The sequence below is a fragment of the Chitinophaga sp. SYP-B3965 genome, from assembly GCF_009647655.1.
In the GTDB taxonomy this organism is placed as follows: Bacteria; Bacteroidota; Bacteroidia; order Chitinophagales; family Chitinophagaceae; genus Chitinophaga.
Genome location: NZ_WJFD01000001.1, coordinates 2,042,195 through 2,061,023, shown reverse-complemented (window position 1 = coordinate 2,061,023; position 18,829 = coordinate 2,042,195). Strand labels below are relative to the sequence as shown.

The 18,829-nt window shown below is 46.3% G+C and carries 13 protein-coding genes; 4 read left to right on the top strand and 9 right to left on the bottom strand.

The window, feature by feature from the left end:
* Positions 1-5 precede the first annotated feature (5 nt).
* Genes GFS24_RS07980 through GFS24_RS07970 form a run of 3 tightly spaced genes read left to right on the top strand, consistent with a single transcriptional unit; the run spans position 6 to position 3,916 of the window.
* Complete coding sequence (locus GFS24_RS07980; RefSeq protein WP_153659045.1) at positions 6-1,856, top strand: RagB/SusD family nutrient uptake outer membrane protein; 1,851 nt, start codon at positions 6-8, stop codon at positions 1,854-1,856.
* Positions 1,857-1,875: 19 nt separating this feature from the next.
* Positions 1,876-2,832 (top strand): DUF5017 domain-containing protein, encoded by a 957-nt coding sequence (locus GFS24_RS07975; protein ID WP_153659044.1) that lies wholly within the window; start codon positions 1,876-1,878, stop codon positions 2,830-2,832.
* Between the two features lie 28 nt (positions 2,833-2,860).
* Positions 2,861-3,916: a Gfo/Idh/MocA family protein gene (locus GFS24_RS07970; protein ID WP_153659043.1), complete on the top strand. Its 1,056-nt coding sequence runs from the start codon at positions 2,861-2,863 to the stop codon at positions 3,914-3,916.
* An 8-nt stretch (positions 3,917-3,924) separates the two neighbouring features.
* Here the strand turns inward: GFS24_RS07970 and GFS24_RS07965 are convergent, their stop codons facing one another.
* The 3 genes from GFS24_RS07965 to GFS24_RS07955 all read right to left on the bottom strand — a co-directional run bounded on the left by GFS24_RS07965 (position 3,925) and on the right by GFS24_RS07955 (position 6,641).
* Positions 3,925-4,605, bottom strand: a complete 681-nt coding sequence (locus GFS24_RS07965) for a response regulator transcription factor (RefSeq protein ID WP_153659042.1) — start codon at positions 4,603-4,605, stop codon at positions 3,925-3,927.
* Between the two features lie 69 nt (positions 4,606-4,674).
* Positions 4,675-5,586 (bottom strand): AraC family transcriptional regulator, encoded by a 912-nt coding sequence (locus GFS24_RS07960; protein ID WP_153659041.1) that lies wholly within the window; start codon positions 5,584-5,586, stop codon positions 4,675-4,677.
* Between the two features lie 11 nt (positions 5,587-5,597).
* Positions 5,598-6,641 carry an NAD(P)-dependent alcohol dehydrogenase gene (locus tag GFS24_RS07955; RefSeq protein ID WP_153659040.1) on the bottom strand — a complete coding sequence of 348 codons (1,044 nt, stop codon included), beginning with the start codon at positions 6,639-6,641 and terminating at the stop codon, positions 5,598-5,600.
* 310 nt (positions 6,642-6,951) lie between these two features.
* Here GFS24_RS07955 and GFS24_RS07950 point away from each other — a divergent pair, with 310 nt between their 5' ends.
* Complete coding sequence (locus GFS24_RS07950) at positions 6,952-9,363, top strand: TonB-dependent receptor (RefSeq protein WP_153659039.1); 2,412 nt, start codon at positions 6,952-6,954, stop codon at positions 9,361-9,363.
* 34 nt (positions 9,364-9,397) lie between these two features.
* Here the strand turns inward: GFS24_RS07950 and GFS24_RS29080 are convergent, their stop codons facing one another.
* The 6 genes from GFS24_RS29080 to GFS24_RS07920 form a co-directional block, all read right to left on the bottom strand.
* Positions 9,398-11,389: a redoxin domain-containing protein gene (locus tag GFS24_RS29080; RefSeq protein ID WP_153659038.1), complete on the bottom strand. Its 1,992-nt coding sequence runs from the start codon at positions 11,387-11,389 to the stop codon at positions 9,398-9,400.
* A 5-nt stretch (positions 11,390-11,394) separates the two neighbouring features.
* Positions 11,395-12,786, bottom strand: coding sequence for a RagB/SusD family nutrient uptake outer membrane protein (locus tag GFS24_RS07940; RefSeq protein ID WP_153659037.1), 1,392 nt, complete (start codon positions 12,784-12,786; stop codon positions 11,395-11,397).
* Between the two features lie 11 nt (positions 12,787-12,797).
* A complete protein-coding gene (locus GFS24_RS07935) occupies positions 12,798-16,346 on the bottom strand; it encodes a SusC/RagA family TonB-linked outer membrane protein (RefSeq protein WP_173003007.1) in 3,549 nt (1,182 codons plus the stop codon).
* A 214-nt stretch (positions 16,347-16,560) separates the two neighbouring features.
* Entirely contained in the window at positions 16,561-17,694 is a 1,134-nt protein-coding gene (locus GFS24_RS07930; RefSeq protein ID WP_153659035.1) for a FecR family protein, read from the bottom strand.
* A 68-nt stretch (positions 17,695-17,762) separates the two neighbouring features.
* Positions 17,763-18,356 (bottom strand): RNA polymerase sigma factor, encoded by a 594-nt coding sequence (locus GFS24_RS07925; RefSeq protein ID WP_153659034.1) that lies wholly within the window; start codon positions 18,354-18,356, stop codon positions 17,763-17,765.
* A gap of 78 nt (positions 18,357-18,434) precedes the next feature.
* Positions 18,435-18,824, bottom strand: a complete 390-nt coding sequence (locus GFS24_RS07920; RefSeq protein WP_153659033.1) for a VOC family protein — start codon at positions 18,822-18,824, stop codon at positions 18,435-18,437.
* Positions 18,825-18,829 lie beyond the last annotated feature (5 nt).

Genomic DNA, 18,829 nt, shown 5'->3' with positions numbered 1-18,829 from the left:
TTATAATGAAAAAGAAGATCTGTTTTCTCCTCATTATTGCCTGCTCCGTTTTTAGCGCCTGTAAGGATTTTCTGGATCAGACGCCATCGGATTTTATTTCTCCTGTCAATTATTATCAAACTGCAGAACACCTGGAACTGGCACTCAATGGTGTTTACAGCCCCTTGTACTCAAGACCGGTATACGGCAGTGTTTATCCCGCGAGGATGAACCTGGTGGCTGATGAAGCTTTTTATGCACGCCAGGAGATAGGACCTCGTACTTATACCAACGGTACGAACGACCCGGAACTGGATGGTTTCTGGAAAGCGATGTACACTGGTATTGATCGTGCCAATACGCTTATCGCAAACATCAGCAAACCGGAGATGGACGAGACCAGGCGTAATCAGATACTGGGCGAAACGCTTTTCCTGCGTGGGTATTATTATTTCCTGCTGGTACAGCATTTCGGTGGAGTGCCATTGCAGCTGACGCCTACGCTCTCACCTGCACAAAGCCAAATGGCGAAGGCTACTATCGCTGATGTATACACGCAGGTACTGAAAGACATGGAACAGGCAGAACCGCTTGTGCTTCCGATCAGAACACTGGGTTTTGGTGGCCGCGTGAATCAATCAGCAGTACGTGGCATCCTTGCCCGTGTAAATCTCTATATGGCGGGTGCTCCGTTGAACCAGACTGCCCGTTATGCGGAGGCCAGCAAATGGGCGGAGAAAGTAATGACAGATGCGGCATCTGCACATCGCCTGAATCCTGATTACAAAAATGTTTTCATCCGTTATGCCAACGATACGTATGATGTGGGTGAAAGCATCTGGGAAGCAGAATTCTACGGCAGCTCCGCAGATAACAACAATGCATTCGGCAACATCGGGAGCCTCATTGGCATGGCTTCTGCCAACGCTTCGGTGATAGGGATCGCTTATGGCATGCACCAGACAACGGCCAAACTTTTTCGTACCTACGAAGCTGGTGATGTGCGCCGTGAATGGAATGTATCCAACTTTACGTACAACGCCACTACAGGAGCGAAGGTATTTGTAGCAAATGCTGCGTTGGTGAATCCAACAAATACACAGCTCTATACCCGTTTTGCGGCTAAATACAGAAGGGAATATGAAGTAGTAACGCCGAGAGTGAATTATGTAACGCCACAGAATTTTCCGATCCTGCGATTTGCAGATGTATTGCTGATGTACGCTGAAGCGGAAGCACAGGTGAAAGGTTTGCCCACAGCTGCAGCCATTGAAGCGGTTAATCAGATAAGAAGACGCGCCTGGTCGTCCGGCATCAATACCATCACTATCACCAACGGTGGCAGTGGTTACACGAGTGCACCTACGGTAACATTTTCCGGTGGAGGTGGCAGTGGGGCTGTAGCAACAGCTACTGTAAGCGGCGGCCGTGTTACGGCTATCACACTTTCTCCGGATGCTTCCACTGGCGCGGCTTTTACACGAGGAAGTTATACTTCTGCTCCGATAGTGACGATCAGCGGAGGTGGCGGAACGGGCGCTGTGGCAACAACTTCAGTATTCAGCATTTCACAAGCAGAACTTATGGCACAGCAAACAGTTTCCAAAGAAACATTCCTCAAATTTATCCAGGAAGAAAGGATGCGTGAGTTGTGCTTTGAGTCGCTGCGCAAGCCTGACCTGGTGCGCTGGGGCATTTTTCTTACGGAAATGAAACAAACGCTGAACATGATGTTGTCTGACAACGCAGCGTCTCCGCTTACGCAACCCTGGTACACGATGACTTACGAAAACGTGGCGGAAAGGAATGTGCTGTTTCCCATTCCATCTCATGAGATAACACTGAATCAGTCGCTGGTACAGAATCCCGGATGGTAATCACTCAAATACTACGATCATGAAATGCATATATTATATATTATTCCCTGGGTTGCTTTTTTCCTGTAATAAAGACAATGAATTGTCTGCTCCCAATTTTGAGGTAAGCACCACCGCTGCTACTTATAAAAAAGATGAGGCGGTACTGTTCAGTTTCAAAGGTGATCCGCAAATGATCTCTGTATACACCGGTGAGTTTGGAAAAGATTATGATTTCCGGAAAGGAAGAACGTTGGATGTGAGCGGGATCAACCTTGTATTCAACAGTGCCGTAGCTAATGAAGGTGCGGGCACTCCGCAAACGGGCATGTTTTCGCTGCTTGTATCCAGCAATTTCAACGGCGATTATTCTTCTTTTGCCACTGTGCAGGCGGCTACCTGGACGGATGTAACCAACCGCCTCACCAAACAGGAAGCTGCCACTACTGCAACCAGTACCCTGGCCACTCCGGCAGAGGGGATCGACCTCAGTGATCTGAGGGTAGCGGGCAAACCACTGTACATTGCTTACCGGTACAACATTCGCCCGCAGAGCATAAACGGTATCTGGCGCATGTGGACTTTCCAGGGTTTCAGCTTTACGGGTAACACTACTTCCGGCAAACAGATCCTGGGTAACATGACATCCACGGCGTTCAGGGTAGTGCAAAAGAATCCGGAGATCACTTCGCGCACAACTACCAGCGCCACTGTGCTTACATTACGGCATGCGGACCTTTCGCTCAATCCGGACGCAGCGGAAGTGGCCACGGAGAACTGGATCATCAGCCAGGCTTTCAGCAATGTGAATAAGATCGACTTTGGGCCAGACCTTTCTACTCCGATCCAGGGAGGAACGAGTGCTGTGGAGAAAAAGGATTTCTCCTATAAGTTCACGAAAGCGGGTCAGTACAGTGTATACTTCGTTGCTGCAAACGTAAGCCTTGATGAGAAAAAGGAAACGGTGCGGAAGATAGACCTGACGATCACGGAATAAAAAACGGTTTTTTCTGTTAATTTCGCATATGCATAAAACAGAATTTGGATTCGGTATCGTTGGCGCCGGCGCTATTTCCGGCATACATGCCAAAGCGATCGCCGCGATCGGAGGAGCGAAACTAACCGGGATCTATAGTATCAACAGGCACAAATCCGTTACGTTTGCTGAAGAGCATCCCTGCAAAGTGTTTGATACACTGGAAGAGATGGTGAATGATCCGGCAATTGACATTGTATGTATCTGCACACCATCGGGTTTACACATGGAACCTGCATTGAAGGCCATTGAGGCCGGGAAACATTGTCTGATAGAAAAGCCACTGGAAATAACACTGGAACGTTGCGATGCGATCATCGAAGCGGCAGAAAAAGCCGGTGTGGTAGTTGCCGTGGTATTTCCTTCCCGTTTTCATGAAGCGAGCAGGCTTATCAGGGAAGCGATGGATGCAGGCAGATGTGGGCCCATAGTGTTTGGCGATGTGGATGTAAAATGGAGCAGGAGTGAAGCATATTATCAATCTGCGCAATGGCGCGGTACCTGGCAGTTTGATGGTGGCGGGGCATTGATGAACCAGGGTATTCATTCAGTGGATCTGTTGCAATGGTATATGGGACCGGTGGAAGCTGTGCAGGCCATGACGGCTAACAGGCGGCACAAGGAGATTGAAGTGGAGGACACGGTTACTGCGATCATACGATTTGCCAGTGGAGCACTGGGTACTATAGAATGTTCTACTGCTGCTTATCCGGGAGCGTTAAAACGGTTGGAGATCACAGGTACTGCTGGTACTATCATCATGGAAGAAAGCAGTTTGCTCAAGTGGGAACTGGCGGATGAAACGGCGGAAGACCAACGGATCAGGAACGCTATCAATGGTGAACATGCTTCTACCGGTGGTGCGGCAGATCCTATGGCGATCAGTTATGCAGGACATCAGTATCAGATGGAGGATCTGATCCGGGCTATCAGCACGGGTAGCAAACCATTGGTGGATGCGTTGGAAGGACGTAAGTCGGTAGAAATAGTGAGGGCTATTTATAAAAGTGCGGAAACAGGGGAGCTGGTGAAGTTGCCTTTATAGATTTGTGTTTAATTGAGACCATCAAACACCTGGAGCCTGTATCCTTCGTTACGGATGGTTTCAATTTCTACGCGGGGATCTGCTTTGAGGTGTTTGCGGATCCTGTGGATGAAAACATAGAGCGGGCGTTCTATTTTGGCATTTGACTTATTCCATACTTCCTGTATGATGTTTTCCCTGCTGACAGTGTTTTTTATGTTTTTTGCGAGTACGGATAAGATCCTCATTTCCTTCATCGACAGGTTTACTTTTGTATCCCCAATGGTCAATACAAGCTTTTCCATATCCAGTACATAGTTTCCGAAGGTATATACTTTTTTGCCGGTGGCCCTTCCTGCCAGTTTCAGGAATACCTTCATTCTCAGGATAAGTTCTGCAAGATTAACTGGTTTTAGTATATAATCATCAGCGCCCATCTTTAGGCCCTTTATGATGTCGCTCACACCGCTTAAATAAATGATCGGTAACAGCGTATTGCTCTTCCTTATTTCTGTGGCCAGCTCATAACCATTTAATCCCGGCATCAGAATGTCAAATAAGCAAATGTCGAACTCCATCTCGTTGAACAGTTTCCATGCAGCGTCGCCATTATAGGCGATATGCACTTCGTAGCCTTCTTCTTCCAGCACTTTTTTTATTACATAAACCGTGGGAAGATCATTCTCTGCAAAAAGTACCCTGGGGGCCATATGTATTTCTTTTCACCAAAGAAACAACCTTCCGATCATGTAAGCCCGTTTGTTACAAGTCTTTAACAATTAATTGAACGAATTCCTGAATGCCAGCGGAGATAGGCTGGTTTTGTTCTTGAACAGCTTATTAAACGATTGAGGATATTCAAAACCCAGGCTGTAAGCTATTTCACTGACAGACAAAGATGTTGTTGTAAGGATCTCCTTTGCTTTTTCAATTAACTGATGATGAATATGCTGCTGGGTGTTCATGCCGGTAACGGACCGTAACATATCACTCAGGTAGTCCGGCGAAACGTGCAACTGCTCTGAGAGATATTGTACGGTGGGCAGGCCGCGCTGCCTTACCTGATCACCATTAAAGTAGCTGGAGAGTAACTCCTCCAGTTGTACCAGCAGATCGTTGTTGGCGTTCTTGCGGGTGATGAACTGCCTGTTGTAGAACCTGTCGCAGTAATTGAGCAATAAGCTGATCTGTGCGATGATCACGTTCTGGCTGTAGGTATCAATGGGGGAGTGGTATTCCTGCTGTATGTTCCTGATGATAGCGGTTACCGTGTCCTCTTCCTTTGGAGAAAGATGCAGTGCTTCATGTACGGCATAAGAGAAAAAACCATACTCCCGGATTGTTTTAGCTAAAGGATAACTTTTCAGAAAATCAGGATGTATGAGGAGCCACCAGCCTTCCAGTTTAAGATTTTCATCAATGTCTGCTGATACTACCTGGCCCGGAGAAAAAAAGGTCATCACACCATCGTCGAAATCATAGTAGCGCTGGCCATATTTCATCTTCCCCTTAAAGTTCTTCTTGATAGAGACACAGTAAAAGCTATAGACCACACTTCTCAGGTCTTCGATTGCATAACATTTTATCGCGTCCAGATCTACTACACTTAGCAGCGGATGTTCGGGACCAGGTACTTCCAGAATGCGGTGCACTTCCGCAATTGATGTCATCTTGTATGGCTCTTTCTTCATGTCTTTCAAATTTAATCAATTGTGGCCATATCGATGACGAAGCGGTAACGTACGTCTCCTTTCAGCATCCGTTCAAAGGCAACCTGGACGTTCTTAATATCAATGATCTCCACATCGGAAACGATGTTGTTCTCCGCGCAATAATCCAGCATTTCCTGGAGCTGGGCTAATCCTCCCACACCGGAACCGGCTATTACTTTGTTTCCTGCTATGATGCCAAATGGCGGGATCACATAAGGTTCTGCGGGTGCGCCTACGCAAATGTGCACGCCGTTTGTTTTTAACAAGGAGAGATAGCCGTTGATATCATGTGGTGCGGAAACTGTGTCCAGGATGAAATCGAAGGAGGATTTCACTTTATTTAGCTGTTCGGGATCTTTGGTGACTACGAAATGATGGGCACCGAGGGATTGGGCATCTTCTCTTTTGGATTCAGATGTGCTCAGGATGGTGACTTCTGCGCCAAAAGCTACGCCGAACTTTACAGCCATGTGGCCTAAACCGCCGAGGCCTACTACTGCCAGTTTATGTCCTTTGCCTACTTTCCAGTTGCGTAGGGGGGAATAAGTGGTTATGCCGGCACATAATAATGGAGCTACGCCAGCCAGGGGGAGTTTTTCGGAAACGTTTAGTACGAATTCTTCCCGTACCACAATGTTGTTTGAGTAACCGCCGTAGGTGGGGAGGCCATCTTTTCCGAGGTTGTTGTATGTCTGTACGGGGCTTACCGAGCAGAATTGTTCCTGGTGGTTCTGGCAGTTCTCGCATTCCATGCAGGCGTCTACCATTACTGTGACACCTACGAGGTCTCCGGTTTTGAATTTTTTGACGTGAGCGCCTGTCTGGCTGATCCTGCCTACGATCTCGTGACCGGGGACCATGGGGAAGATCCCGGGGAACCAGTCGTTTTTGATGGCATGGAGGTCGGAGTGGCAGACGCCACAGAAGAGGATGTCTATTAGTACATCGTGTGCTCCTGGCTCGCGGCGTTCGAAGTTCCAGGGAGCGAGGTTTGTTTCGGCCGTTTGGGCGGCGTATCCTTTTGATTGTATCATATGGCAAAGGTGCTGCGGATTGGGGATATTAAAGTAGCCATATCCCTTGTAGTTGTGTCCAAAATGGGGGGAAGGGGTTTGCCGCGCAGCAAAGGGCGGAGGTTTTTTTTCTTTTTTGAGAGATTTGTTTTCTGAAGACAGCTGCGCTGCTGCGCAGCTGAGGGGGCGTTTTTTGGGTTCTTATATATGGATTCTTGTCATGCTTTCGTCATGTTGCCCTCTTTTTTCCCTTTATGATCAAAGAAATTCCCGATTGCGTAAACGGTTCCTTTTTCGTCGGCGGAACTTTGCCGCTCAAATAGTTCTTAAGATGAATAAAAGGATACTACTCTCTCTTATCACATTACTGTTCTCTATTACCACATTATTTGCACAAACTGGTACCATTAAGGGTAAAGTCACTACGAGTGATGGTCAGCCTGGTGCTTATATCACGGTGCGGGTAGATCGTTCCAATAAAGGCGCTATCAGTAATGAGAAAGGGGAATACCTCATTAAAAATGTAAAGCCAGGTAGCTGGACTTTAAAGATATCTGCTGTTGCTGCTGCTTCCCAGGACCAAACGGTAACTGTTGCAGCCGGGCAAACAGTGACAGCTGACTTTGTGCTGAACGCGAATGCTGCCCAATTGCAGGAAGTAGTTGTGTCTGACAAGGCTTCTGGCAGGGAAACGAAGAGTGTGGCAAAATTGCCATTGAAGAACCTGGAGAATCCACAGGTATATAATTCTGTTTCTTCGGAACTCATGAAGCAACAGGGGATCACCAGTTATGATGATGCGTTGCGGAATGTTCCGGGCATTGTAAGAACATGGGAATCTACAGGCAGAGCTGGTGATGGCGGATCTTATTTTGCGTTGAGGGGTTTTGATGCACAACCTAACCTGATCAATGGTTTACCCGGTTTAACCAGTGGTAACCTGGACCCTGCGAGCGTAGAAGAGATCCAGGTATTGAAAGGCCCTTCCGGCACATTGTTCGGCGGCAGCTTTTACGGTTATGGCGGTGTTATCAATACCATCACCAAAAAGCCTTACTATGATTTTGGTGGTGAAGTGGCCTATAATATCGGGAGTTTTGATCTGCACAGATTAACCGTAGATGTGAATACCCCTTTGAGTAAAACAAAGAAGATCGCGATGCGTGTGAATGCTGCTTTACATACAGAAGGCAGTTTCCAGGATGCGGGCAATAAGAAATCTTTTTACATAGCACCTTCCTTTGTTTATGAAGTGAACGACAGGCTCACATTTAACCTGATGGCGGAAGTGCTGCAGGAGAAGAGAGCTGCGCCACCGGTATTTTTCCATTCAGACAGGGCAAGCGAGCTTACTTTTAAAACGGTTGATGAACTGAACCTCAATAATAAACTGTCTTTCACCAGCAATGATATCACCATCAAAAATCCCCGCACAAATGTGCAAGGGCAAATGCTGTATAAATTATCTAAGCAGTGGAGTTCCCAAACAGTGGTTTCTTACGGAGCAGTAAAGTCCGACGGGATCTATACTTATATATGGGATGATGGCGTGAGTGACAATTGGTTTGGCCAGGACTTCCATAGAGAAGATAATACCACCACGACGATAGATATTCAACAGAATTTCAATGGCGATTTCAAGATCGGTAACATGCGGAACCGCTTATTGGTGGGGCTGGATTATATGCACCGTAAAGTTGTTGACAAAGGTTCAGGATGGTTAACCGGAAGATTGGTTTCACCACAGGGTGATATCGCCGCCTTTGAGCCGTATCCTGATCCTGTGCCTTTAAATCGTTATTCTATTGATACGCTGTTAGCTTCTTCGGGATCAGTACCTACCGAAAATAAAAACGGTATCTATAGCGCTTATTTTTCCAACGTACTCAACGTGACACCGGGTTTAATGGTGATGGTGAGCTTAAGGGCTGATTATTTCGATACGAAAGGTGCAAAGGAAGATGTAACGGCCAATTTCTCGCAATTCGCACTGTCTCCTAAATTTGGCGTGGTGTATCAACCTATCCTGGATAAGGTATCCATCTTCGCAAACTATATGAATGCGTTCGTCAACGTGTCCCCGGCCATCTTGTATGATCAGGATGGTGAGCCGACAGGTGAGTTCAGGACATTTAAGCCGGAACATGCCAATCAATGGGAAGGTGGTGTGAAAGCGAATTTGTTAGACGGTAAATTACAGTCTACTGTTTCTGTATATAACATTAAAGTGAGCGACAGGGTGATCCCTGAAGTTGGTAATATGAATAATTCCCGCCAGGGTGGCGCTGTACGCAGCAAAGGATTTGAGTTTGATATCAATGCCACTCTCTGCCCCGGGCTTAACCTGATCGCTGGTTATAGCTACAACCAGATCAAAGTAATAGAAGGTACTCCTGGTGATTTTTATTCTGAAGTGGGCAGAAGCCCCGGTGGCGAAGGACCTCATAACCTCGCTAATATCTGGGCAACGTATAAATTCATGCATGGTGCGTTGAAGAACTTTGGTCTTGGCCTTGGTGGAAACTATGGGAGCACTTACAGGGTGATCGATAACAGTGCTACTGGTAATTTTGATCTGCCATCTTATGCATTACTGAACGGATCGGTGTTCTATAATGCAAAGAAATTCAGACTGTCTGTGAATGTAAATAACATTACCAACGAAACTTATTATACGGGGTATTGGTCTATCAACCCGCAGAAGCCAACGAATTTTGTGGCGAGTGCGGCTTATAAGTTCTAAAGAAAAAAGGCAGACCATTACGGTCTGCCTTTTTTTATGGCATTACTTCGGCCAGTTTTTTATCCAATGCGGCTTCGTCACTGCCGTATCTTCCAATGATATTACCGGAGGGGTCTATCAATACTTTAGTAGGTAATGCGGTAACGCCGTATTTACTATTACTGATCTCCAGTTTGTGGTTCCTGAGATTGATATCTCCCGCCATTACCTTTTTCATGTCGAGGCCCCGCAGCACATGTTTCCATACACCGATGCCATCTTTCTCCACTGCTTTGTGCCAGGCATCCGGATTCCGGTCATCGTCAGAAATACCAATGATCTCTAAACCTTTGCTTTTGTATTGAGCATATAAGGAAAGGAGGTGGGGATTACCGGCCCGGCAGGGAACACACCAGCTGGCCCAGAAATCCAGCAATACGTATTTGCCTTTATGATCAGCGAGTTTAAGAGGTGTACCGTTGATATCCATGGCGCTGAAGTCTGTTGCTTTTGATCCCGGCAGACCCAGCTTTAATATGTCTATAGCATATTTGATAGACTGTCCGAACCCGCTTTGCTGTACAGCGGGAGAGAAGGCCTGGAAGAGTTTTTCTTTATCGGCTGTTTTGCTGCGCAGTAAAAAAATAGCGGCATAGGAATCCGGATGTGCCTGAACGTATGCCAGATCTATTTGTTTCAGTTCTTTTAATTCAGTTTGTGTTGTAGCACCTGTTAATGTTACGTTCTTAAAATTACCGTATTGCAGGGTGGCAACTGTATTACCGGGATCGAGGAAGAAGGAAACACTGTTGGGGTCTTCTGTTGATGCAGGGGATCTTCCTTCTGCGATGAAGGCCATGAGCGGATGTGGCATGGTTCCTTTAAATTCAAACTTCCCATTCAGGATGGGTACGGAGTCCACTATTTTGTGTTCGTACATATCAGTGGCAATGAGGTACATCCGGCCGGTGTCTTTTCCTTTAACAGTACCAGAGAGTGAGAATGGTTGATGTTGTAGCAGCTCTGCGAGTTTTTTATGCAGCGCATCTCCTCTTAAATTTTTAGCAAGGATGCTGCCATCCGGGCCTACCAGGAAATTAACGGGTACCGCTTTTACATCGTATAGTTTGGCCACGGCATTGTTCCAGTATTTGAGATCACTTACGTGCGTCCAGGTGAGTCCATCATCATGGATGGCTTTTAGCCAGGCGTCTTTTTTACCTGCCTGGTCCAGTGATACGCCGAGGACGGTAAAGCCTTTGTCTTTATACTGGTTGAATGCTTTTACTACATTGGGGTTTTCACGGCGGCAGGGTGCACACCAGCTGGCCCAGAAATCCACCAACACATATTTCCCCCTGAAATCCTTCAGTGATACGGGTTTTCCGAGTGTGTCGTTCTGAGTAAAGTCCGGCGCTGTTTTGCCAATGCCGGTGAGCCTTTCCGTGCGGATGGAGAACCTCATGGCTTCGGCTATCTTGTTTTTAAGGGCGCCGGGTTGCAGTTTGTTCAGGATGGTTTCCTGTTCATCAATAGTGAGTTTACCGTATAGGGGTTCATATATATTGTACATGATGAAAACCGATATGGGGCTATTGGGATGTGCATCTATCCATTGCAGGCTAAGGGCTTTTTTTAGTGAGTCCGGGGTTTGATCCTTTATCAGGTGATGGAATTCATTGAGTTCCCTGGCAAATAAACTCCCGCCTATTTCAATACCGTTGAAGGTAGAATCATTGCCGGTGAGGGTGATCTGTCCTTTGTCTGCATACACGAACATGCCCTTGCCCGGGCCGCTTTTTCTGCCAATGAAAATGACCCTTCCATTGCCTCCGCCTTCTTTGAGAGGTAGTGAAATGGTAAAGCCATCTTTCGTGCTTTGCACAGAATCAAACCCCTCTGGCCCGAAGGCCATATGTTCTGTGTCGTACCATTGGCTGTAGATCCAGGTGCCGGGTTTCATCTGTTTGAGATGCCCTTTGATGACGGATTGTGCAAAGCTGGTTGCAGAAAGCAACAGCAACGATGATAAAAATATCTTTCTCATGATGATCAGTAGTTCTGTGTCAGATTGGTATTATAAGCGGTGGCACTTTGCGGGAAAGGGAAGATCCATAATGGAGATTCCGGTTTCAGCTCGTAGGTTTTTCCACTTATCGTTCTTTTGAGTGTTTGCTTATATGTTCCTTCTGCGTTCCATCTTTTGATGTCCATGAAATTCTTGTAGGTGTAGAGGTGTTCTGTTCTGGCCGTTCTCATGATATATGTCATGGCCTGTGCTTCTGTTGCAGCGGCTACCGGGATATAAGGAGCAACCCTTCTTTCCCTGATGTAGTTTATAACGGTCATAGCGTCCGGTACTTTTTGTGTGCGGGCCAGGCTTTCTGCTTTTACGAGATACATGTCGCTGGTGGTGAGCCCGCCTGTATTGATCCCAAAAGAGATGGTGGTGGTGTACCATATTTTGCTTCCGGGTAATGCTGAAATGGGATTGGCAATATAGATAGCAGCGGAGTCTCTGATAATGCTTCCCGGTTCATATGCATCCGCCATTACTTCCATTGTGGGGGATTGCAATACAGGGCCAGCCTGTGCATAAGAAGCATAGAATAAATTCTCTGCGGCTGCATAGGTAGCGCCGGTTACTACACCACCCTGGCTTTTCAGGAATTTCCGGTAGTCTGCCAGCGAGCTGCTGATAGCCAGGCTGGCTTCTGCTGCTTCCAATGCGCCTGGATAATTGCGCATGGATAAAAGTACGTTTGCTTTCACGGCATAGGCGAATCCTTTTCCTATGCGCATATTGTTGACCGGTTTATCGGGGAGGGCATTTAATTGAAATGCGGCGTCTATGTCTGCGAGCAGGTTGGTATATACTTCTGCTACTGTGTTCTTTTTATTGGGGGTGGTGATATCATTGTCCATCACATAAGGGATGCCGCCATCAGTAGCCGCTGTGGCCGGATCGTAGGCTTTGGCGTAAATGTTCACGAGGATGTAATGCAGATAAGCACGCAGGATATAGGCTTCTGCTTTCAACTGATCTGCTTTCATCCTGTCCCCACTGGCCTTATCTGCATTGGTGAGTACAATGTTGGCCACATTATTGATGATGGCATATAACTGCTCGTATTTTGCATCCGTAGCGGCCAGTGTAACCCTGTCTATCGATGCATCATAAGTGAGCAATGCAAATTGCAGCCCTTTAGATGTAGCACTGAGGAGATTGGGAATATTGGTAACGTAAGGATATACGTCTGTCAGGGCGTTTGCATCTTCAAATCTGAAAACGTCTGTAACAAAATTATAATTCAGCAGGATATCCAGGTCAGACACCCGGTTGAGTATGTTCTTTCCTTTGGGTGTAATGTCTGTAAATTTATTGCAGGCCGGGAGCAGGAGTATTAAACTTCCTAATACCAAACTATATATTATCTTTTGCATGTTCGTTCTTTTTAGAAATTAACACTGATGCCGAATACGTAAGACGGAAGGATAGGCACACCGCCTGTTTCCGGATCTATGTTCACATCATTCTTTAACCATAAAGCCTTAGGATTATTTAGCTGGAACCTTACTCTTACACCGGTAGCGCTGATCTTTCCTGCCAGGTATTCCGGCAGGTTGTAACTGAGTACGGCATTCCTTATTTTGATAAAATCACCTGCACGTACAAATGCATCTGAATAGCGAAGATGATTTCCGGGAACAGGTGCTACGGGAATGTATTGTCCCCATCCGGGAATGTCTGTATCCTTGTTTGCGGGCGACCAGCTATTCAACACATCAGCCGGTAATGGGTTGGTGGTGGGTTGGTTCTGGATCTCCGGAACCCTTGCGCGGATGAACTGTCCCCCGTAATATACCAAAAGCACATTCAGGCTGACCCCTTTGTAATAGATCTCATTGGTGAGTGCCATGTTTGTGCGCGGATCCTGTCCACCGGAATAGATCACAGCGCTCAGATCACTGTTCACCAAAGCAGTAGTGGTTAATGTTCCATCTGCTTTTAACCATTGTGGCTGGCCGGCGTCGGTAAGTCCTTTATATTGGTAGGAGAATAAACCTCTTACGGGATAACCTACTTTATAACCGCCACTGGCTAATGCGATGGGTGTTACGGCCACTTCATCCACATAGGTGATCTCGTTCTTGTTCTTAGTGAACACCAGCAAGGTAGACCAGCCTAAACCATCTTTTCTGCCAGGTTTTATCCAGCTGTATTCCAGGCTTAATTCCAGGCCTTTATTCATTAAGCCACCATTGTTGATCACCTGGTTGCTGAATCCTTCGGAGGGGTCTAATCTCCTGTTGGCAAAGAGGTCTGTACCTTTTTTGCGATAGAGATCAAATGATCCTTTTAACCTGTCATTCAGTAAAGTAAAGTCCAGCCCGAAGTTAGTGGTGGCTGTTCTTTCCCATCTTAATTTATCATTGGCCGGATTTTCAACAACGGCCACAGGCAGTCCGGTAATGGGATTTACCAGGCTGGAATTAGCGGTGAGGAAACTGGTGGTGCCAAGGTTAATGTTTCCTGTTACACCATAGGTAGCTCTTAGTTTCAGGTAATTCACCCATTTTACATCCGCCATAAATGATTCATTGGATACATTCCATCCAAGGCCGGCAGACCATAACGGGCGGCCTCTGAACTTAGGATCTAGTCCAAATACATCTGCATAATCTTTCCGGTAGGAACCGAATACGTTATACTTCCTGTCGTATGTATACGTTGCATTCGCATACCCTGAAGCGAAGCGGTGTGTAACATCAGGGATCACTGCCAGTGCATTGGCGATATTGGTGTTATACTCGTTGATAGGATTATATCCGGGTTTGAAAAATGTGGTGGCAGACACACCTGAGAATGCGGAAAGGTTCACATTCGTCATGGCGGAGGATTGCAGCTGATCATCATATCCCAGCAATAAACCTCTTGTGCCGCGTAAACGTGTTTCCCTGAATTCTGTACCTGCTATCAGGTTGATCATGTGTTTACCAAACTGTTTGTTGTAATCAGCCTGTGCGCGGGCAGTCCAGTAAGTACCTTTTGAATTGGAAGTGGCCAGTTTGCCACCGTTGGCCGGAAGGAGAGAGGTATATGTATAATTAGGTGCGGTGCCGGCACGGGAGGTATAAAGGTTCTTCAGGTTCCTTACAATGAAACTTTCTGCCTCGGAATAGTTGGATGTATTTTCATTGTTATCCTCATACTGGAACTGCGGTTTGAAGGTTAAACCCGGCAGTATTTTGAAGTTCATATTCACATAATACCTTGTGTTCTGCTGAATGGTAGTGAGGTAATCACGGCCCAGTTCATCCAGATGGTTCACCATCATGCTTTGCAGCTGGGGTGTTCCGTTAATGAGGGTATTGTAGATATTGTAGTCTTTATTGGCATACTGTACGCGCTTGCCGTTTTCATCCAGCAGTTGCTGATAAGGAGAAACATTAAAAGGGCTGGTAGCGAAATTGCTGTTGCTGGCTCGTGATTTCCCGGCGATAGTGTTCACACCGAAATCAATGTCGAGCCATTTTCTTACGTCATAGGTACCTTTATAGAACAGGTTGAACTGTTTGTTATAAGCATTGATAATTCCCCCGTTATCTCTTTTGTAATTGAGTACGAGGCTGGATTGTAATCTGCCGCCACTGGTCCTTACCACTACATTGTATTGTTGCAGTACGCGGTTCTTCATGGCATTATCCTTATACTGCTGCACGAAGTCGTTCTTCCTGAAAGCAGCCAGCTGATCATCCAGGTCCTTTTGTGTGATGGTGCCTTTCGCTAATTGGTAATAGGCGTATTGAACAGGAGAGATGGGATTGCCTTTTGTGATGTTTGTTTCTGTGGTGGGAATAGGATTGGCAATGGCGCCACCGGTGTAATAGAAGTTCCAGTATTCTTTTTCCAGATCTACCTGCTGGGCTGCTGTTACATAATTATATTCAGAAAAATCCGGTTTTTGTGATACCATGATATCACTGGCAAACTCAACGGTGGTGCGTTTTTCCCTGGCTCTTTTTGTGGTGATCACAATAACGCCGTTAGAAGCTCTGGCGCCATAAATGGCAGCAGCGGCCGCATCTTTCAGCACGGTAATACTTTCTATATCATAAGGGTTGATGTTTGCTACGGAGCCTTCTATGGGAAGGCCATCCACCACCACCAATGCACTGGTGGAAGACTGAAGGGTGCTAACGCCCCTGATGGTAGTGGTTCCCCTGTAATTTACCAGTCCGGGTACTCTTCCTTCCAGGTTGTCGATGATATTTGTTGTATATCTCTTTTCCAGTTCTTTACCTGCCACAGCTACTGTGGCGCCGGTGGAATTGTATTTTGAAATAGTCTGGTAACCGGTATTTACCGTTGTTACTTCCACGCCGCTGAGGGTACTTATTTTCTGTTCCAGTTGTAAGATGAGTGTGCCGTTGGCTGCTATCAGCAGTTTTCCGGGTTGTTCCGCCATAACGGGTGTTCCGTTTGTGTATTTAAAAACGAGGGAATGAAACCCGATTGCGGACACCGCCAGGGTAGCATCTTCCGGAATGCCGGAGAAAGAAAAACGACCTTCTGCATCTGCGGTGGTAGCTAAACGGGAACCGGGAACAGAGATGGTGGCGCCCTGAATGGGAGTGCCTTTGTTATCTAATACCTGACCACGTATATCTAACATGGGTGCGGGTTGTTCTGTTGTTTTTTGAACACCGGGTTTTTGGGAAAGAACGATCGTTTTCCCTTCGATAAAAGCGTTGAATGGCTGATCTTTCAGAATAACAGGCAATGCATCCGTGAGAAGCATATTGTTTACGGTAAGTGAAACGGGCCTGGATAAAGCAAGGAGATTGCTGTTGAGAAATACAACATAACCGGTTTGTTTTTCAACAGCATCAAAAACCTTTCTCAGGGAGAGATTTTTACCGGAAATGGTAACCGTCTGCGAGGATGATTTAGCGGAAACATGCATGCAGACAACGAAGAGAAGAAAGCTTACAATTCTCATAATTCGCAACATTTGTGTTGTGAACCGGAAAGCGGGCCTGTTAGCCAGGCAGGGAACAGCATTCCGTTCACAAAGTGCAGATTTTGGCATACTTTAGCAGCAATTTTGGTTGTTAAGAAATAAACGTTGTTCAAGACGCATTTTGGATCAACCTAAATATTCGCCGCTACAGGTCTCAAGCTGTAGCGGTTTTGTTTTTTGGTTGACCATTTATTTATGGATATACTATTAATCGCCGTCCTTCTTCTATTCTGAAATTCACGCCGGATGCCCTGAGTGTCCTGATCAGGCCGGTCAGGCTGATATCCTTGCTCAGCTTGCCTAAGAAATGAATGTCCGGGATACCTTTTTCGTAGACCACTTCTATATCATACCACCTGGCTAATTGCCTCATTACTTCTTCCAGGCTGGCATTTTCGAAATTGAACAGGCCGTTCTTCCAGGCTATTGCTTTTTCCGTATCGGCATTTTCTATCAGCTTAATACTCGTATTGATCAGGGCCTGCTGGCCGGGTTTTAATACCAGGTTTTCCACTTTTACGCTTCCTTCCAGCAAGGTGGTATTGATAAAGGGCTCGTCTTCGTAGGAATTCACGTTAAAGCGTGTTCCTAAAACTTCCACTTTCCTGCCGCCTCTTACTTTTACTATAAAGGGGAGGGTTTTATCTTTTGCCACTTCGAAGTATGCTTCTCCTCTTAGTTCCACTGTACGTTTTTCTCCTTTAAATGCGGTAGGGTATCTGATGGCGCTGGCCGCATTCAGCCATACCTGTGTGCCATCAGAGAGGGTGAGATGAGTTTGCCGGCCTTTGGGAGTGGTCATTACATTATAGGCCATTTCCTTCGCCGTTTCATTTGTAAGGTCATAGGCCAGCTGCCCGTTCCGGACCACTATTTTGGTGCCGTTCTGGGTGGCCACCAGACCATTGCCCAGACTATCCAGCACAACCTCGCTACCATCGTCCAGTGTGAGGATGGCACCTTCTTTTCCGGGTTGGATATCTGTTTGTGCGGTTGCGCCTTTTTGTGCTTCAGGACTCCCGGGAAGGAGAAGATAAGTACCTGTGGCTATAACAAGGAGAATAGACGCGGCGGCGGCCCATTTCCATATAGATCGTTTTGCTTTTAAGGTGCCGGCGCGTTGGAGGGTTTTTACGAATTGCAACTCAGCATCTGTGTCTGTTGACAGATCATCAAAGGTAACTGCATCCAGGGTTTGGCCGATACCATCTTTTACAACCTGCTCATTTTCGGGAGCACGGGCAAGTTGCAAAAAGCGTTGCAACTCTTCTTTCGAAAGCGTTTCATCATTGATGAATTTTTGTAATAGCTGGTTGAATTGGTCCATCTTTTTCCGGTTTGCCCACTATATAGACACATCTTTATTCAAATAGGACCCTGGTGAAAGTAAAAAATTTATAAATAAAGGAGCACCCAGAGGAAAATAGTGATGGAATCAGCCTGTTCATCCAGGTGACCCCTTAAGGATTGAATGGCCGCCACCATGTAATTTTTAACTGTTCTGGGAGACAAGCCTGTAGCCTTTGCGATCTCCGCATGACTTAAACCCTGGAAGCGGCTCATGCGAAATACCTTTTGCTGCTGGGGGGTGAGTTGATCAATCCCCTTTTCTATGATCTGGCCGGCTTCTTTGAATTCCAGCAGGGCAGCGGGATCCGCAAAGGAATCAGCGAAATATTCCTGGAGGTATTCGTCAAAATTGCCGGTGAATATCTTTGTTCTGAGTGTATTAAAGATCAGGTTGCGGGCCATGCTGAACAGGTAGGTCCTGAATTCCTTTACATCGGCCAGCAATGCCCTTTTAATCCAAAGCTGGGCAAATACTTCCTGGGCTGCATCTTCTGCTAAAGCGGGTACTTTGGTAAAGATCAGGGCGGTGGAGTATACCCTTGGCCAATATTGCAGGAAAACCATTTTATAGGCTGATTCATCTCCCTTCACTATCCGGGAAAGGAGTTCCTTTTCATTATATATTTGATTTTCTGTCAATCTCCCGCTTCATTGAATTGACCATAAAATAACGGAAAAATACAATAACAGGGGATAATAAGTAAGGGGAGGGGTTTATTAGCAGTACAATACATTCCATCGGTGCCCGTCCAGGTCTGCAAAAACGGTGTTGTACATATTTCCCGGTATATCCTGTGGTTCTAAGAGCACCGTGCCGCCGAGGGATCTTACTTTCGCTGCCCATTCATTCACTTCCTGTTTGCTTTCTGCTGAAAGAGAGAAACATATTTCAGCAGATTTCTTTGTATCCGTCAGTTCGCTGTAACTGGCTTCTTTTTTAAACTTTTCTTCCCCGATGAAATTAATGATGAATGCGTTTTCAGCAATAATGAAGCTGCATAATTCATTGTTTCCCCCATTGAATTTAAAACCCAGTTCCAGGAAGAATTTCTTCGTGCGTTCCACGTCTTTAACAGGAAGATTTCCCCAGATCGTTTTTGTTTTCATATCGT

Coding starts and splice junctions, on each gene's coding strand:
- GFS24_RS07980 (WP_153659045.1), top strand. CDS start 6: ATGAAAAAGAAGATCTGTTTTCTCCTCATTATTGCCTGCTCCGTTTTT.
- GFS24_RS07975 (WP_153659044.1), top strand. CDS start 1,876: ATGAAATGCATATATTATATATTATTCCCTGGGTTGCTTTTTTCCTGT.
- GFS24_RS07970 (WP_153659043.1), top strand. CDS start 2,861: ATGCATAAAACAGAATTTGGATTCGGTATCGTTGGCGCCGGCGCTATT.
- GFS24_RS07965 (WP_153659042.1), bottom strand. CDS start 4,605: ATGGCCCCCAGGGTACTTTTTGCAGAGAATGATCTTCCCACGGTTTAT.
- GFS24_RS07960 (WP_153659041.1), bottom strand. CDS start 5,586: ATGAAGAAAGAGCCATACAAGATGACATCAATTGCGGAAGTGCACCGC.
- GFS24_RS07955 (WP_153659040.1), bottom strand. CDS start 6,641: ATGATACAATCAAAAGGATACGCCGCCCAAACGGCCGAAACAAACCTC.
- GFS24_RS07950 (WP_153659039.1), top strand. CDS start 6,952: ATGAATAAAAGGATACTACTCTCTCTTATCACATTACTGTTCTCTATT.
- GFS24_RS29080 (WP_153659038.1), bottom strand. CDS start 11,389: ATGAGAAAGATATTTTTATCATCGTTGCTGTTGCTTTCTGCAACCAGC.
- GFS24_RS07940 (WP_153659037.1), bottom strand. CDS start 12,786: ATGCAAAAGATAATATATAGTTTGGTATTAGGAAGTTTAATACTCCTG.
- GFS24_RS07935 (WP_173003007.1), bottom strand. CDS start 16,346: ATGAGAATTGTAAGCTTTCTTCTCTTCGTTGTCTGCATGCATGTTTCC.
- GFS24_RS07930 (WP_153659035.1), bottom strand. CDS start 17,694: ATGGACCAATTCAACCAGCTATTACAAAAATTCATCAATGATGAAACG.
- GFS24_RS07920 (WP_153659033.1), bottom strand. CDS start 18,824: ATGAAAACAAAAACGATCTGGGGAAATCTTCCTGTTAAAGACGTGGAA.